This is a genomic window from Bradyrhizobium sp. SZCCHNRI1009 (genome assembly GCF_032487575.1).
Lineage (GTDB): Bacteria > Pseudomonadota > Alphaproteobacteria > Rhizobiales > Xanthobacteraceae > Bradyrhizobium.
This window is the reverse complement of the sequence record NZ_JAUEUL010000001.1, coordinates 546922-563150: the sequence shown is the minus strand read 5'-3', so window position 1 is coordinate 563150 and position 16229 is coordinate 546922. Positions and strand designations below refer to the sequence as shown.

General features: G+C 65.9%; 15 protein-coding genes. 5 read left to right on the top strand and 10 right to left on the bottom strand.

Annotated features, from left to right (window positions below; genetic code table 11):
• Positions 1–51: 51 nt before the first annotated feature.
• Positions 52–252, top strand: a complete 201-nt coding sequence (locus QX010_RS02595; protein WP_315713975.1) for a cold-shock protein — start codon at positions 52–54, stop codon at positions 250–252.
• A gap of 252 nt (positions 253–504) precedes the next feature.
• Positions 505–1713 (top strand): CoA transferase, encoded by a 1209-nt coding sequence (locus QX010_RS02590; protein WP_316177414.1) that lies wholly within the window; start codon positions 505–507, stop codon positions 1711–1713.
• 1 nt (position 1714) lies between these two features.
• On the opposite strand, the gene QX010_RS02585 is transcribed toward QX010_RS02590, so the two are convergent.
• Together QX010_RS02585 and QX010_RS02580 are read right to left on the bottom strand one after the other, a co-directional pair.
• Entirely contained in the window at positions 1715–3283 is a 1569-nt protein-coding gene (locus tag QX010_RS02585; RefSeq protein WP_316177412.1) for a hypothetical protein, read from the bottom strand.
• Positions 3284–3413: 130 nt separating this feature from the next.
• Entirely contained in the window at positions 3414–5384 is a 1971-nt protein-coding gene (locus tag QX010_RS02580; protein WP_316177410.1) for a hypothetical protein, read from the bottom strand.
• A 995-nt stretch (positions 5385–6379) separates the two neighbouring features.
• Here QX010_RS02580 and QX010_RS02575 point away from each other — a divergent pair.
• Positions 6380–6823 carry a hypothetical protein gene (locus QX010_RS02575; protein WP_316177408.1) on the top strand — a complete coding sequence of 148 codons (444 nt, stop codon included), beginning with the start codon at positions 6380–6382 and terminating at the stop codon, positions 6821–6823.
• A gap of 115 nt (positions 6824–6938) precedes the next feature.
• Entirely contained in the window at positions 6939–7799 is an 861-nt protein-coding gene (locus QX010_RS02570; protein WP_316177407.1) for a right-handed parallel beta-helix repeat-containing protein, read from the top strand.
• Between the two features lie 117 nt (positions 7800–7916).
• On the opposite strand, the gene QX010_RS02565 is transcribed toward QX010_RS02570, so the two are convergent.
• On the bottom strand, positions 7917–8561 hold the full coding sequence (locus QX010_RS02565) for a glutathione S-transferase family protein (RefSeq protein WP_316177406.1): 645 nt from the start codon (positions 8559–8561) through the stop codon (positions 7917–7919).
• 87 nt (positions 8562–8648) lie between these two features.
• On the opposite strand from QX010_RS02565, the gene QX010_RS02560 reads away from it, so the two are divergent.
• Positions 8649–9617: a YafY family protein gene (locus tag QX010_RS02560; protein WP_316177404.1), complete on the top strand. Its 969-nt coding sequence runs from the start codon at positions 8649–8651 to the stop codon at positions 9615–9617.
• A 122-nt stretch (positions 9618–9739) separates the two neighbouring features.
• Here QX010_RS02560 and QX010_RS02555 read toward each other — a convergent pair whose 3' ends face one another.
• The 7 genes from QX010_RS02555 to QX010_RS02525 all read right to left on the bottom strand — a co-directional run bounded on the left by QX010_RS02555 (position 9740) and on the right by QX010_RS02525 (position 16127).
• The gene (locus QX010_RS02555; protein ID WP_315800828.1) at positions 9740–10897 is read right to left on the bottom strand and encodes an IS481 family transposase; all 1158 of its coding nucleotides are present in this window, start codon (positions 10895–10897) and stop codon (positions 9740–9742) included.
• Between the two features lie 182 nt (positions 10898–11079).
• Positions 11080–11577, bottom strand: coding sequence for a TPM domain-containing protein (locus tag QX010_RS02550; RefSeq protein ID WP_316177402.1), 498 nt, complete (start codon positions 11575–11577; stop codon positions 11080–11082).
• A gap of 17 nt (positions 11578–11594) precedes the next feature.
• Positions 11595–12491 (bottom strand): YgcG family protein, encoded by an 897-nt coding sequence (locus QX010_RS02545; protein WP_316177400.1) that lies wholly within the window; start codon positions 12489–12491, stop codon positions 11595–11597.
• A 16-nt stretch (positions 12492–12507) separates the two neighbouring features.
• Positions 12508–13119 carry a LemA family protein gene (locus QX010_RS02540; protein WP_316177398.1) on the bottom strand — a complete coding sequence of 204 codons (612 nt, stop codon included), beginning with the start codon at positions 13117–13119 and terminating at the stop codon, positions 12508–12510.
• A 288-nt stretch (positions 13120–13407) separates the two neighbouring features.
• A complete protein-coding gene (locus tag QX010_RS02535) occupies positions 13408–14424 on the bottom strand; it encodes an ABC transporter substrate-binding protein (RefSeq protein WP_316177396.1) in 1017 nt (338 codons plus the stop codon).
• 40 nt (positions 14425–14464) lie between these two features.
• Entirely contained in the window at positions 14465–15331 is an 867-nt protein-coding gene (locus tag QX010_RS02530) for an ABC transporter permease (protein ID WP_316177394.1), read from the bottom strand.
• Between the two features lie 16 nt (positions 15332–15347).
• Positions 15348–16127 (bottom strand): ABC transporter ATP-binding protein, encoded by a 780-nt coding sequence (locus tag QX010_RS02525; RefSeq protein ID WP_316177392.1) that lies wholly within the window; start codon positions 16125–16127, stop codon positions 15348–15350.
• Between the last annotated feature and the right edge of the window lie 102 nt (positions 16128–16229).

Below are 16229 nucleotides of genomic sequence, written 5' to 3'. Positions count from 1 at the left end.
GGTTTGCGGGGACCGCCGGTTCGAATTGGATTGATCCCGCGGAGGCGACGTATGGCTAAAGGTACGGTCAAGTGGTTCAACCCGACCAAGGGCTATGGCTTCATCCAGCCTGCGGCCGGGGGCAAGGACATTTTCGTTCACATCTCCGCCGTGCAGAAGGCCGGGCTGGCGACCCTCAACGAGGGCCAGACCATCGAGTACGACGAGATTGCCAACCGCGGCAGGAGTTCGGCCGAGAACCTGAAAGTGTAGCGGATCAATTGGCGCGCCATTCCGCCTCGCGGCTTTTCGGCGCGATCGTTCCCCTCACCAAGCCAGCATGATTGTCGACACGTCGAAATAGACAGGAGCGGTGCCCGCTCCTGATCACATCTTTACGCTTGTTTGTAGTTTCAGCTCCCTCCCCGCCATTGCCTCGCCCGCCCGACCCGGGTCAAATGCGCCTCGAACCGCGCCGACAACAGAATTCCAGCGCGCGGAAACAAGCGACGGGAGCGACGCATCATGGACGACAAGGGCATTTTCCATGGCCTGAAGGTGCTGGACTGCGCGAGCTTCATCGCGGCTCCCGCAGCCGCCACCGTGCTTTCCGATTTCGGCGCTGACGTCATCAAGATCGAGCCGCCCGGCGCCGGCGATCCCTACCGCAACCTGCCGAACCTGCCGGGCTATCCGCGCAGCGAGCATAACTACGCGTGGTATCTTGAAGCCCGCAACAAGCGCAGCCTCGCGCTCGACCTGTCGAAGCCGGAAGCGCAGGCCGTCCTGCATAGATTGGTCGGTGAGGCCGATGTCTTCATCACCAACTTTCCGCCGTCGGTCCGCGCCAAGCTCGGCCTCACCCACGACAAGCTCGCGCCGCTCAATCCACGGCTGATCTACGCGTCGTTCACCGGATATGGCGAGAAGGGCGAGGAAGCCGACAAACCCGGCTTCGACAGCAATGCCTACTGGGCGCGCTCCGGACTGATGGACCTGGTCCGTGCCGACGAGAGCACGACACCCGCCCGCTCCGTCGCCGGCATGGGCGACCACCCCTGCGCGATGGCGTTTTATGGCGCGATCGTCACGGCGCTTTACCAGCGCGAGAAGACCGGCAAGGGCTGCCATGTCGCCTCCAACCTGATGGCCAACGGGGTCTGGGCAGCCTCCGTGCTCGCCCAGGCCAAGCTTTGCGGTGCGACCTTCGTCGAGCGGCGGCCGCGCGAGCGCGCGCTGAACGCGGTCGCCAATCACTACAAATGCCAGGACGGCCGCTGGATCATGCTGTCGCTCCTCAATGAGGAGAGGCAGTGGCCGATCCTCGCCCGCTGCCTCGGCCGGGAGGAGCTGATCGACGATCCGCGCTTCGTCACCAAGGCCGATCGCCACGCCCGCTCGGTCGAGCTGATCCATGAGTTCGACGCGGTGTTCGCGACCAGGCCGCTGGCCGACTGGCGCCGGATCCTCGACGGCAGCGGGCTCGTGTTCGGCGTGGTCGGCATTCTCGACGACATCCCGAACGACAGGCAGATGATCGAGAACGATGTGCTGGTGCCGTTCGAGAACGACACCATGCTGACCGTCAACAGCCCGATCTTCATCGACGGCCAGCGCAAGGTCGCACCGCGCAAGCCGCCCGGCATAGGGCAGCACAGCGACGAGATCCTGCGCAGCGCCGGCTTCGACGACGAGGCCATCCGCGACCTGCGCGCGCGCGGCGCAGTAGCCTGAGCTAGCGCGTCGCGATGAAGCACATGCCGAACCGCGTCGCCGGCCCGGTCTGACAGGAAAGGTTCGCGGCGCAGGTCCAGGTCGAGAAGCTCCTGTCGTTGTCCGTCGCGTCAGCGTGGCGCGCGTAGCAATGCCCGCCCCAGCCGTCATTGTAGACCGTGCCGGCGAGCTCATCGCTGCCGCGCAGCTGCGGGCGGCTGGCGAAGCCGCGCGAGAAATCCGGCGTACGGCCCTCGGCAAAGGCGTTGAGGATGTCGCGCCGGCGGACCTGGTCGCCGAAGAAATGCGGCGAGCCCGGCACCACCACGGTGTTGGACGGCTTCTCCGCCATCCAGTCGACACCGGGGAAGTGGAAGCCGCCGATGCCGCGGGTCTGATGGCAGCCGCCGCAGCTCGAATCGTTGAGGCGACGCTCGAAGCCCGCGACCGACTGGATGTTCTGCAGCACGATGCCCTGCGCGGCCGCCTTCTCCAGCGCGCCGACCACATCGGCCTCGGTGAACACCGCGCCCTGCCCGGCCGCGCTCCCCTGCACCAGCCCGTAGGCCGGCAGCAGATCGGAATTGACGAAGCCGACCGGGGTCGGCGCCACCGCAACCTTGGCCAGGAACTGGTCGGGGATCACCGCGGTGCCGCGGTCGAGCTCGCCGAGATGGACGGGGTCGAGCAGCCAGGCCTTGAACTCGCGCGCCAATGCGGCATCCGAAAGCAGCCGGTCGCGATCGACCTGATCCTCCAGCACCGCCTCCTCGAACGTCCCGCTCGCGGCCTGATAGTCGAACACCTTCATCATGTAGTCGGTGCGGAAATCGCGGATCGCCGATTTCGGCGCATGCGCGATCTGCAGGTTGGTCTCGATGCGGTGGATGTTCTCCGGCCTGATCAGCGCCAGCGGCCCGTCCGGCGCCGTCAGCTTCGCGGCAAGCTCCGGCCCGGTCAGTTGCAGATCGGACGTCGCCAGCCACCGCTTGGCGATCTCGGCGCAGCTCGGGGAGTTGCTCTTGGCTTGCGCGTCGCTGCGCGCCTTGAGCACGATGTTGAGCGTCATCGGCAGCCGCGGCGAGGCGACCTCGCCGTCCTTGGCCTCGGGCGGCGTCGTCCGCGTCAGGCGGTACAGCAGCCGCACCTCGCCGCAATGGTCGGGATCGACGAAGGCGCGATCCATGCGATTGACGACACCGGCCAGCACGAAGCGGGCATCGGACGAATCGAGCACGGTGCGGTCGAACAGCTGGAACGCGTAGGACGTGCCGACGCCGATGCTCTCGTTCGGCAACGTCGTCTTGTGCTTGTCGACGTAGCGGTCGAACTCCGCCTCGAGCGCCTTGCGCACGGGGGCCATCGACGGCAGCGCGAACAATGCCGCGTCGGTCAGCGGCGCATCGCTCGCGCGCGCGAGCATCTTTCCGAGGCCGAACGCGCCGTTGTCGAGCTCACGCAGCGCGAACGGCTCGAGGATGGCGGCGCCGCGCTCGATCGGCGCGCTCTCGTCCGCGTAAGCGAACGGGGCGCAGCACAGCATCACAAGGCCGAATACCGACAGTCGCAAGATCCGCCTCCTCGATTCCATGGCGCAACTGACGGCCTGCTAGCCCTCGAAGATAGCCGAAAGGCGGGCGGCTTCGGACAATTGTGCGACGAGGCGCCTCACGTCGCGGTGAGGCGCCTCGTCAGATTCGTCTCCAAAAACAGATGGTCGGTCAGCGCGAGACGACAAGCCCCTTGGTGGTGACGACCACCCAGCGGCCGTCCTGCTTGCGGATCGCGTCGACCTTGCCGAGACCCGGCACGGGATCGCCGGCATAGACCTCGTAGAGGCCGCCGCGGCCCTCGATCAGCGCGCCGCCACGACCGACGTCACGCAGCACCCAGCCCTCGACGACCTTGGGCTTGGCGGCGTCCGCGCGGTTCGGCTCGGGACGAGGAGCGGCCTCCGCCCGCGCCGGCTCGGTCCGGCTCGCCTCTGCCCTTGCTGCTTCGGTCCTGGCTGCCTCGGCGCGGTTCGCCTCCTGGCGGCTCGCCACCCCCGCGGGCGGGGCCGCCGCATTGATCGCACCCACGGCCTGCGGCACGGATGCCGCGCTGTCACGTGACGCCGCCTGCTGCGATGTCGCGGACGCCTGCGCAGCGCGCAGCCGGTCCACGGCCTCGCTCAGACGCTGCAGCTCGCTTGGCTTGGCCGACGATTTCGTCGACAGGTCACCCAGGATCTTCTCGAGCCGGTCGAGACGCTCGGCGGACTTGTTGAGCTCGACGAGGCTGGTCTGATTGGTCTGGTCGAGGCTCGCCTTCAGCGCGGCGACATCATTGTCGATCCGCGCCACCGTCGCGCCAAGCGTGGAATCCGCAGCCTCGCCGGCCGTCGCATCGGCCACGTCACCGCCGCCGGAGCGCGTGACGAATTTGGCGGTGACCAGACCACCGGCAACGCCGCCGACGACCATCGACAGCAGCAGGATCGCGGCCATGGCCGGAAGGCCGAGCCTCCCGTTCACGGCATGCGGAATCACGGCATGCGGAAGGGTCTGCGCCTGCGGAGGCGACGACGCCCCAGCGGCGCGAGCTGCCGTCGCGGCGGCCGCCGGCTTGGGCGCCGCATCGACCTTGAACGGCTCGGTCTTGAACTTCGCCCTGGCCCAGGCTGCGGCCTTGTCGACGGCGGCAAGAGCACCAGCCTTGGTCAGCGGTCCGGCGACCGCCTGGACCGGCGTGACCGGACGCGGCGCGGACGCCTCTGGCTTGGCTGCGGATGCCGACTTGGCAACGGGCTCCGGCTTGGCAGCCGGCTCCGGTTTGACGGCCGGCTCGGGCCGGACGACGGCTTCCGTCTTGGTGGCAGTCACGGGCTTGATCGGCGCATCCGGCTTGATGGGCGCGTCCGGCTTCGGCGAGGTCGTAGCCATCGGACCCACCTTCGGCGCATTGGCCGCGAGCGTCGACAGCTTCGGCGTCTCGACCTTGAGGAGCTCGCCGGCCGCCGCCGCCTTGATCGGCTCCGACTTGACCGGCTCGGTCCTGATCAGATCCAGGATCGTCGAGGGAGATTTCGCAGCACTCGGGATCGCTCCGGCTTCGACCTTGCCCGGCACCGTGCCCCTTGCCGCCTGCGACTTTGTCAGCTCGGGCTTGACCTTGTCGGACTTGCCCTTGTCGGATTTGACCAGGTCGAGCCGCGCAGGCTCGGGCTTGGCGCGCTCCAGCTTCACCGCCTCGATCTTGGCGGGCTCGATCTTGTCCGGCTCGGCCGTGACGACTTCGCTCTTGGCCTGCTCGGGCTTGATCGTTCCGATCTCGGTGCCGGCCGTCATCCCGGTATTGATCGCAGAGCTGTTGATCGCTGGGCTGTTGAGCCCAGGGCTGTTGGGCGCAGACTTGGCGTCGGTCGTGGCGCCGTCCAATGCAACCGGTCCGGCCTTGGTGTCGAGCTGCGGCTCGGGCGCGGTCACCGCTTCCACGATTGCCACCTTGGGGTCGATGCCCGGACGATCAGCCGCCGGCGCTTCGTGATCCGGCGCGATCATGGGCGGGGCCACCGCGGCGATCGTGGGCACGGCCGGATCGACTGCGTCCGGGGAGGCGGATGTCGTCAGGGCCGGGTCGACGCTCGCAGGGGCCGCGCCAGTCGTACCGGCCACGCCAAGGCTGGCCCGTTCGGGCTTTTGGTCGCTCACGTTCAGAGTCTCCGCATGACGTTGAGCACTTGGTAACCTTAGTTAGCGTTCGATTGATTGCCAAAATCTTACTTTTGCAAGGCTTACCTGAGTTTTAGGGATTCATACCGGGCGGATTTGCGCCGACAAAGTGGAGCAGATGTGGCGGGCGGTGCCCGAATATTCAGCTCTGGGCGGCCCGTCCGGAGGCAGCAAGCTCGATCGGCACGCGGCGCAGCGTGGTCGACGGGGAGTCAAACAGAGCCGCTCTCGCGGCGCGATTGCACCCGAGCTTTGACCATCATTCCCTCCGCATCAGTCGGAGGGCGCAGGGAAGGCCGGGTGCCGACTGGCACCCGTGGCCCCCGTGCGGAAAGATTGCACGGGGCAGGAACCACAGGTTCAGCCGGAACGACCCGGCCCTCCCTGCGCGATGGCGTTACGGCTGCTTCGTAGTCTCCCCGGTGCGCCGGGCTTTCTGGTCACCGTCATCCGCACGAGGCGAAGCCTGCATGCGAACTTGACATCGGCATCGGGATGCCAGGACCCTACGACTTGACCGTCCGTACCGCGCTTGCTCGCCGGCCCGCTTGCGCAAAGCCCCAAGTCCGACACGGCCACCGCTCCCCGCTGCTACGCCTCGTGACGATCGGCCGAAACGTCCCTCTTCATCGCAGGCGGGATGGCCGGGATCATCGTCGTGATTTGCCCGACGCTGCAAGCCGGCAAGCGTGCGACAAACTGGCTCGACGGGCAGTTGGCGCATAAGAGGGATGCGGGAATTGCCCGTCGGGTCAGTGGTCGATGGACGACTGTAGGCTTGCGAATGCTATCAGTCTTGCAATGCCATTCAGTCTTGCAATGCCATCGACAGACGGAAGGCATGCTTGTCAGCCAACTGAACGCCAGTTCTCGACATCGGACGGCTGGCTCCCTGCTTGGCTGATAGGACGGGCCTGCACCAGAACCTTGAGGGAAGCGTTAGCCGAGCGAGGAACGAGAAACCGAAGAGAGCAATGCGCATCGATTGTCAGCCGGCCATCAAAGGCGTGCGGCCCGATGATCCGGTGGGATATGCCGACGAGCCCGGCAACTTCCATATCGGCGGCGCCGGCCAAATGCCCCGAACCGGGATTCCGCTTCTGCGACCGGAACACGAATATGAATTCTGCTTCTACGCAGACAGCAAATATGAAGGCGGCAGCTACGACGTAGAGGTCACAATGACGAGCACTGATCGATTCACGGGCTCGAGCGTGCAGATTGATCCAGAAGATCTTGATCGCACCACGCGGAACATGAGGCGCTTCTTTTCAGACCGCTGTTTTCTGATGCCGCGGATACCAATTCCTGCCGGGGAGCACTTTCGAAGCCTAAGGATGTTATGGCCCCCAAGAGACCGGAACAACGATGACGGTGCCGCACCGTCGAGATCGCCCCTGGTCAATACACAATCATAGATTGTATATTGTGCCGCCGGCCTTGTTGTTTTCGATGAACGCTCTGGTTGCTTTCGTAGACTAATACTCTGTGTTCGGGTTATTTTTCATTTTCAGCATTTCAAGGGGAGCGCTCATGCGAAAGCTCATTTCTTCGATCGGATTGTTGTGCGTCGCACTTTTGATCCTGGCCTCGCCGGGCGCGCACGCGCAGGCGACGCGGACCTGGGTGTCCGGGGTCGGCGACGACGTCAACCCGTGCAGCCGGACTGCGCCCTGCAAGACCTTCGCCGGCGCGATCTCGAAGACCGCCGCCGGCGGTGAGATCGACGTGCTCGATCCCGGCGGCTACGGCGCCGTCACGATCACCAAGTCGATCACCATCGACGGCGGGGGGACCATGGCCTCGGTCCTGGCGTCGGCGACCAACGGCATCAATGTGAATGCCGGCGCCAACGATGTCATCATCCTGCGCAATCTGAGCATCAACGGCGCCGGCACGACCCTCGGCCTCAACGGCGTCAATTTTCTCGCCGGCCGAAAGCTCGTCATCGAGAACTGTACCTTCGAGAACTTCTCGCAAAGCGCAATCTCTGTCGCGCCGACCGGTGCGGCACAGGTGGTGATCGCGGACTCCTCGCTCAAGGCGTCGGCGTTCGGCGTCACGGTCTCGACCGCCAATTCGAGCAGCGCGATCAGCGTGCTCGTCTCGAACACGAGGACCATCGAAAATGGCAATGCCGGAATATCCGCCACGGTCCCGGCCGGAAAGCCGGGGATGGGGGTGTTTCTCGATCGGCTGACCTCCGAGTTCAACAACACCGGCGTTCTGGCAAGCGGCAGCGGCGCCATCGTGACGTTGGGAAATTCCGTCATCCAGGGCAATTCCAACGGCGTCGTCCAGACCGGCGGCGGCTCCGTCTCGTCCTTCAAGAACAACGCAATCAGCAACAACGGCGTCGACGGCACGCCGCTCACGGGGATCAGCCTGAACTAGCGACGCCGCCGCGGGAAGCCCGACATCTGGCGACCCGCGCCTGGCGGACAACGTGCAATCACATCAGCGAGGTCCCGTCGCCGGCGGGACCTCGCTCGATTGTATCGATGCCGGCGCTCAGACGCCGGCGGCGGCCGCGTGCTGGGCCGCCATCTCGGCATCCGCAGCGGTGACGCGCTGGAACGCCGGACGCTGGGTGATGCGCTCGGCGTAGCGCACGAACACGTCCTTGCGCGGCACCACGCCGAACATCATGGTCCAGTTGAAGGCGACACCCCACAGCACGTCGGCGGCGGTCATGCGCTCGCCGAGCAGATACGGCCCCTTGGCGAGCTGCTGCTCCAGCGCCCCCAGCATCGTGTCGTAATCGGCATAGGGCGACTGCGTGACCGGCGCGGGCTCGCGCTTCATGAAATGGTCGATCACGGCGGGCTCGAACGACGCGCCGTAATACGCGATCCAGCGCAGATAAGGTCCGCGCATGGGATCGTCGAGCGCCGGCGTCAGCCCCGCCTGCGGAAACAGATCGGCGAGATAGATGAAGATCGCGACCTGCTCGGTCACGATCTGGCCGCGATGTCCGATCGTCGGCACCTTGCCGAGCGGATTGACGGCCAGGAATTCCGGCTTGCGCTGCTCGCCCGCCTTCATATTGAGGACATGCAGATCGTAGGGCGCGCCCAGCTCCTCGAGCAGGATGCGCGCGCCCGCGGCGCGAGTCTGCGGCGAGTAATACAGCGTGATCTTGTTGTCGGCGGTCATGATGGTCTCCTCCCATTGCCGGCTGCGGTGGCGGGCTTGTCGCACACCATACCTGACAAGGCGTGTCAGGTATGTTTAAACAACGTCATGCGCGCGAGCCGGCTGCTCTCCATCCTCACCACCTTGCAGGCCAAGGGACAGGTCACGGCGCCCGAACTCGCAGGCGCCTGCGAGGTCTCGGTGCGCACGATCTACCGCGACATCGACGCGCTCGCCGCGGCGGGGATCCCCGTCTATGCCGAGCGCGGCGCCGAAGGCGGGTTCCGCCTGCTCGACGGCTATCGCGTGCGGCTGAACGGGCTGTCCCCGGCCGAGACCGATGCGCTGTTCATGGCGGGCCTGCCCGGCCCCGCCGCAGCCCTCGGGCTCGACGACGCGATGAGCGCGGCGCAGACCAAGCTGGTGGCGGCGCTGCCGCAGAGCCTGCGCGCCAATGCCGGCCGCATGCAGGCGCGGTTCCATCTCGACGCGCCTGGCTGGTTCGGCGAGTCCGAGGAGCCGCCGCATCTGCGCGTCATTGCCGACGCCCTGCTCCGCGACGTCATGGTCGACGTCCGCTATCAGACCTGGCGCGCCGAGAAGCGCCGCCACGTCGCGCCGCTCGGCCTCGTGCTGAAGGGCGGCAATTGGTATCTCGCCGGGCAGGTCGAGGGCAGCGTGCGCACCTACCGGGTCGCGCGCATTCTCGACTGCCGCGTGACCGCGGACAGCTTCGCCCGGCCCGCCGATTTCGATCTCGCCGCCTATTGGCGCGTCGCGACGGAGCGGCTGGAGGCGGAGCTGCATCCGAAGACGGCCACGGTGCGGCTGTCGCCGCTCGGCGTGCGGCTGCTGGAGGTGTGGAGCCAGCCTTACGTGCGAGCGCGCACGCGCCTCGCCGACGAGGCCGACGCCGATGGCTGGCGCATCGCGACGATCCCGACCGGGACGACGCTGTGGCACGCCGCGGGTGAATTGCTGCGGTTTGGCCCCGAGGCCGAGGTGCTCGATCCGCCGGAGTTGCGCGCGAAGATGGCCGAGCTGGCGCAGGCGATGGCGAAACGCTACGGCGCCTGAGCTGCGACGGTGTGAGTTGTGGACGTATTTTCCATCCGCGTCGTTGCGAGCGCAGCGAAGCAATCCAGGGTGGAGGGCAGGACTCTGGATTGCTTGGCTGCTGTTTAGCCCGGAGACATAGCTTACACCTGTTCGGGGACATGGTTGACACTTTTGGGGTCACGCAAATCGATCGCTGCGATCTGATGAGCGGCAAAGAAAACTCCGAATTTTCCGTCTTGGCTGAGTGGACGAATAGCGAGTCGCTCACCGCGAAAGGCTTGAGGGACTTTCCAGAGCCGTCCCTCGAAACTGACATAGGCCTTCGTGCTCGACACGGAACGGACGATCTCCCCCTCGTCGTAGTCCACCGTCGGAAGGCGATCCGGCATGGTGCGTTGGCTGGGCCGATAGCGGCTTGCCGGCACATTGAAGTCGAGAGCCTCATGGGGGCGGTCGAGATTGTAGACGGCTCGCCATTCGTCGAGTGCCCGCTGGACATCGGGAAGGTCCCTGTAACGCTTGAAGGCAAAGACCTCGGCCTTCAGGCTGCGGTGGAAGCGTTCGTTCTTGCCGCGGCTCTGGGGATGATAGGGCCGGCTATGGATCGTTCGAACGCCGAGCTTCAGCAGCCAGACCGTCAACGCGGTCCAGGGGTCTTCGAGAGTAAAGCCCCAGGGGCCACCGTTGTCGACGAACATCGCATCCGGCAGTCCATAGCGGCGGAACGTCGTCTCCAAATGTCCTTTGACCGTAGAGCCGCGCTCATTGTCGCAGGCCGCCAGGCACAAGGAAAAGCGCGAGTGATCGTCCAGCGCGGTGAGCGGATGACAAGACACACCGTTCTCCAGCGCACTGTGTCCCTTGAAGTCCATCTGCCACAGCTGATTGGGCGCATCCTTCTCGAACCGCGTGTAGGGCTGCCCGGGCGTGCCGCCAGGCTCCGTCACCCGATCGTAGCGGCGCAGGATGTTATGCACGGTGGAGATCGCCGGGACAGCTTGCCCATCGCGATCGAGACGATGCGCGAGCTTGCGCGCGCCCCAGGCCGGGTGAGCATCGCGCAACGCGACAATCTGCTGCTCAGTCGCAGCTGCGGTGCGCTCCGGACTTCGATGCGGCCGCCGCGACCGGTCCGCCAGCGTCGTATCGCCGGCGTCAGACCGCTCGATCCATTTGTAGCCGGTCTGGGGGCTGATGCCGAACCGCCGACACAGCTGCCGCCGGTTGGCTCCCTCCTGCTTGGCAAGCATCACAAACTCTCGTCGCTGGTCCATGACAGACACCTCTCGCCACGGCATCGCTCGCCCCTTTGCTTGACGAATCGAGCCAATTTTGAGGTGTCAACCATGTCTCCGAACACCTGTCAGCCATGTCCCCGGGCTGAACACTGCGCTCGCAATGACGGGGCAAGAGGGGGCGCGCTCACATCCAGCTAGGATGAGCGCGACCGGCGAAGTGAGTGCGACTGGTACGATCAGCGCTACAGCACCACTGGCGCGTCGGGCAGCTCGTTCGTCTCTCCCGCATGCGGCGGAAAGTACCTGGCGAGCTCGCGCGACACGGCCGCGATGCCCTGCATCACGCCCTGCTCGAACCGTCCGGCGCGGAACTCAGCCTCCATCGCGCGGCAGATCGTCTCCCAGCCCTCGGCGCCGACGCGGTGATGAATGCCGCGGTCGGCGATGATCTCGACGTCGCGATCAGCCAAGAGCAGGTAGATCAGGACGCCGTTGTTGTGCGCGGTGTCCCAGATGCGCAATTGCGAGAACACGTCGAGCGCGCGCTCGCGCGGCGGCTGGTCGCGCCACAGCGGCCGGCCGTCGAGCGCGCCCTCGACGACGAAGCGGAGCTGGCCGGCATGGGTGCGCTCGCCGTCCTTGATCGCCTGCTCGATGCGGGCCAGCACAGCCGGCGTGAAGATGCGCCTGAGCTGCCAGTGATGCTGCAGGAGATGCCGGCCGATCCGCCTGATGCCCATGGTCGCGCGCCCCGTCCTCACCAGCTGCCCGAGGCGCCGCCGCCGCCAAAACTGCCGCCGCCACCGGAGAAGCTGCCGCTGTCGCTCGAGCTGCCGCTGCTCCAGCCTGATGACGACGAGCCGCTCGACCAGCCGCCGCGGCGGCCGCTGCCCGGCGTCATCGCGCCGAAGGCGTCGGCAACGAAGGCGATGACGAAGCCGGCGATCGCCGACAGCGCCGCCAGCCCAACCGATCCCACCATCAGCCAGGCGAGCACGCCCATGGCGCCACCGGTCGCGAGCGAGCCGATCAGCCGGCCGAGCAGCGTCCGCAGAAAGCCGCCGATCACCAGTGCGCCGAACAGCGCCACCGGCGCGAACGAGGTGATGGAATCGAAATCCAGGTCGTCGCCATGCGAGGCCTGCGGCTGCGGCACCGGCAGGGTCTCGCCGTTGATGACGCCGATGATACGGTCGATGCCGGCATCGATACCGCCGGCGAAATCGCCGGTACGGAATTTCGGCGTGATGACCTCGTCGATGATGCGACGCGCGGTGACGTCGGTGAGGCTGCCTTCGAGGCCGTAGCCGACCTCGATGCGCAGCTTGCGGTCGTTCTTGGCGATCACCAGCAGCGCGCCGTCGTCGACCTTCCTGCGCCCGATCTTCCAGGCCTCGGCGACACGGAGCGAGAACTGCTCGATGGTCTCCGGCTGCGTCGTCGGCACGATCAGCACCGCGACCTGGCTGCCCTTGCGGGTTTCCAGGTCCTTCAGCTTCTGCGTGAGGCCCGCGATGTCCGAGGAGGACAACGTGCCGGTCTGGTCGACGACGCGGCCGGTGAGCTGCGGCACCGCGACGTCCGCCAGCACGATCGTCGCGAGGCAGACGAACAGCGTCGCAAGCAGCGCCTTGAGGACCGGCAGCGCGCGCACGATTCCTTGGCTCCGGCTATTTCGACGGCGCAGGCGACGGCGCGTTGAAGTCGACCTTCGGCGCCACCGAGATCTCGCGCTCGTTCTCGACGGTGAAGTTGGCCTTCTCCTTGTAGCCGAACACCATCGCGGTCAGATTGTTCGGGAAGGTGCGGATGCCGACGTTATACTCCTGCACCGCCTTGATGTAGCGGTTGCGCGCCACCGTGATGCGGTTCTCGGTGCCTTCGAGCTGGGACATCAGGTCGCGGAACAGCGCGTCCGATTTGAGCTGCGGGTAGTTCTCGGTCACGACCAGCAGCCGCGACAGCGCGGAGGTCAGCTCGCTCTGCGCCGCCTGGAACTTCTGCAGCGCCGCGGGATCGTTGACGACGTCGGGCGTGGCCTGGACACTGCCGACCTTGGCGCGGGCGTTGGTGACGCCGAGCAGCACGTCCTTCTCCTGCTGGGCAAAGCCCTTCACGCTGTTGACCAGGTTGGGCACGAGGTCGGCACGGCGCTGATACTGGTTGACCACCTCCGACCAGGCCGCCTTGACCTGCTCGTCATTGGTCTGGATGACGTTGTAGCCGCAATTGGTCAGGCTCAGCGTCATCAGCGCCGCCAGCACGGTCAGCAATCTCCGCATCGCGCGTCCCCCTCTTCATCCGGTTGTACCGCCTTCACACAGCACAGCTTTGGCGACGGCGCAATGACGGCAGCCGGCCGCCGGACATGGGTCGCGGCGGCCGGTGGGTCGGTTCAGGGAAGTTCCGGGGCTCAGGCAGCGTTGGAGGACATACCCTCCGCCGTCATTGCGAGCGCGAGCGAAGCAATCCAGAGTCCCGCCCACCACCCTGGATTGCTTCGCTGCGCTCGCAAAGACGGGCGGAGGCAGTTGAGACGCAATCTTGCAACCGACTCGCCGAACTCCCGCTCAACTGCCCTTGCGGTCGCGCAGCTGGGTCACGAACATGTCCTGCCAGCTCGCGGGCTTGACCTTGATCGAGCCGACGCCGTGCATGAACTCGGCGATCTTCAGCACGCCCTCGGGCGTCGCGGAGAACCAGGTGTCCTTGTCCTGCAGCATCTCCAGCACGTCCTCCTTGGTGGTCTTCACCTTGGCGGTGCGGGCGTAGATCTCGGCCGCGGCAGCCTTGTCGTTGGCGATCAGCGTGCAGGCCTCGTCGAGCGCGTCGAGGAACGCCTGCACGACCTTGGGATTGGCGTCGACGAAGCGCTTGGGCGCGAACACCACGTCCATCGTCATCCGTCCGAGCACGTCGGCGGAATTGGCAACGCGGCGGATCTTCGAATCCTTCAGCTCGATGTAGGAGAACGGCGGGGAGGTGAAATGCGCCGTGATCTCGGTCTTGCCCGAGGTGAGCGCCGCCAGCGCCTCCGGATGCGGCAGGCCGACGGTCATGGGATCGAGCTTGGCGTAGTTCTCCTTGCCGAACTCCTGCGCCGCCATCATCTGCAGCATGACCGCCGACAGCGAGGTCTTGATGCCTGGCAGGGCGATCTTGTCGCTCGGCTTGAAATCCTTCAGCGACTTGATCTCGGGATTGTTGGTGTTCATCCACAGCGAGGTGGAGCTGAGGCCGCTGACGCCGACCACCTCCACCGCTGGAATGCCCTTGGCCTTGGCCCACAAGGTGATGAAGCCGGGCGCGCCGGTGCCGGCGATGTCGAGCGAGCCGGCCATCATCGCGTCGTTGATGATGTTGCCGCCGTCGAGCATCTGCCAGTTCACCTTGAACGGGCCGAGCCCGGCCTTCTCGGCCTGCTTCTCCATCAGCTTCTGATCCTCCATCACGATCAGCGGCAGATAGAGGATGCCGTAGCCCTTGGAGAGCCTGATCTCCTTGACCTCGGCCTGCGAGGCACCGATGGCGCCGAGCAGCGCGGCGAGGCCGAGCGCGGCGGCCGTGAATGATTTGCTCCAGGACATGGTCGTCTCCTTCCTTGTTGTTGTGCTTATAACTCGAAATTCAGTGCTGCATGCCCCAGCGCTGCACCGTCTTGCGCTCGATGGTGGCGAACACGACGTTCTCGACGACGAGACCGATGAAGATCACGGTGAACAGGCCGGCGAACACGTTCGCCGTCTCAAGCTGGTTGCGGTTCTCGAAGATGAACCAGCCGAGGCCGCCCGAGCCGGAGGACACGCCGAACACCAGCTCGGCTGCGATCAGGGTGCGCCAGGCGAAAGCCCAGCCGACCTTGAGACCGGTCAGGATCGCCGGGAAGGCGGCCGGGATCAGGATGAAGCGCACCAGCTTCAACCCGCGCAGGCCGTAGTTCAGGCCGACCATGCGCAAGGTATTCGACACCGAGCGGAAGCCGGAATGGGTGTTGAGCGCGATCGCCCACAGCACCGAATGCACCAGCACGAAGATGATGCTGCCCTTGCCGAGGCCGAACCAGATCAGCGCCAGCGGCAGCAACGCGATCGCCGGCAGCGGGTTGAACATCGAGGTCAGCGCCTCCAGCATGTCGGCGCCGATCCGCGAGCCGATCGCGATCGTGGTCAGCACGGCGGCCAGCGCGATGCCGATGCCATAGCCGATCAGCAGCGTCTCCAGCGACACCAGGGTGCGCGCCGGGATGATGCCGTTGCCAATGTTCTCGAAGAAGGCGGAGAGCGTGTCGGTGAAGGTCGGAAACAACAGGGGATTGCCGAGCCACAGGCCATAGGCCTGCCACAGCGCGGCGAGCGCCAGCAGGATGATGGCCTTGCGGACCGCACCGATACGGTAGATGCGCTCCAGCCAGGATAGGCTCGCCTCGACCTTGACGTCGCCGAGGGGCGTGTCTGCATTGACGATCTCCGGGCGCAGCGCCAGCGTCTCGCTCATGGATGCTCTCCTCGTCTCAGTGATGGCCGAACAGCATGTCGTTGATGCGCCCTTCGAGCGCGACCTGCTCGGGCGAACCCATCGTACCCGGCGGCACGCTGTTGAGCTCGGCGCGGACGCGGCCGGGATGCGGCGACAGCAGCAGGATGCGCGAGCCGATCTTGATCGCCTCCTCGATCGAATGCGTCACGAACAACACGGTGAAGCGGGTGTCCTGCCAGAGCTGCAAGAGCTCGTCCTGCATCTTGCGCCGGGTCAGCGCGTCCAAGGCGGCGAACGGCTCGTCCATCAACAGCACGTCGGGCTCCATCGCCATGCCCCTGGCGATCGCGACACGCTGCTTCATGCCGCCGGAGAGCATGTGCGGATAGGAGTCGATGAACTTGGTGAGACCGACCTTGTCGATATAGGACTTCGCCCGCTCGTTGGCCTCGGCCGTGCCGAGCCGGCCGCTGGCGGTCAGCGCGAATACGACGTTCTCGCGCACGGTCTTCCACGGCAGCAGCTGGTCGAATTCCTGGAATACCATCATGCGGTCCGGGCCGGGCTCGCTGACGTCGTGGCCCTTGAGCCGGATGCGGCCCTCGGTCGGCTTCAGATAGCCGCCGATCGCCTTGAGAAGCGTGGATTTGCCGCAGCCGGAGGGGCCGAGCAGCACGAAGCGGTCGGCATCGAACACCTTGAAATCGACGCGGTAGGTCGCCGTGACCAGGGTGTCCGGCGTCTTGTACTGGAGCGTCACGCCCTCGACCGAGAGCAGCGGCTCGAACTGAGATGGCGATTGATGGACGGTCATCGTCCTCCCCTCCTCTATATTGCAGTGCGAAATTTCGCTGGTGCACTTCGGCGCCCTTATTCGAAGTGATAGAGGAGGAGACTGACGCGAACCTGACTCCGG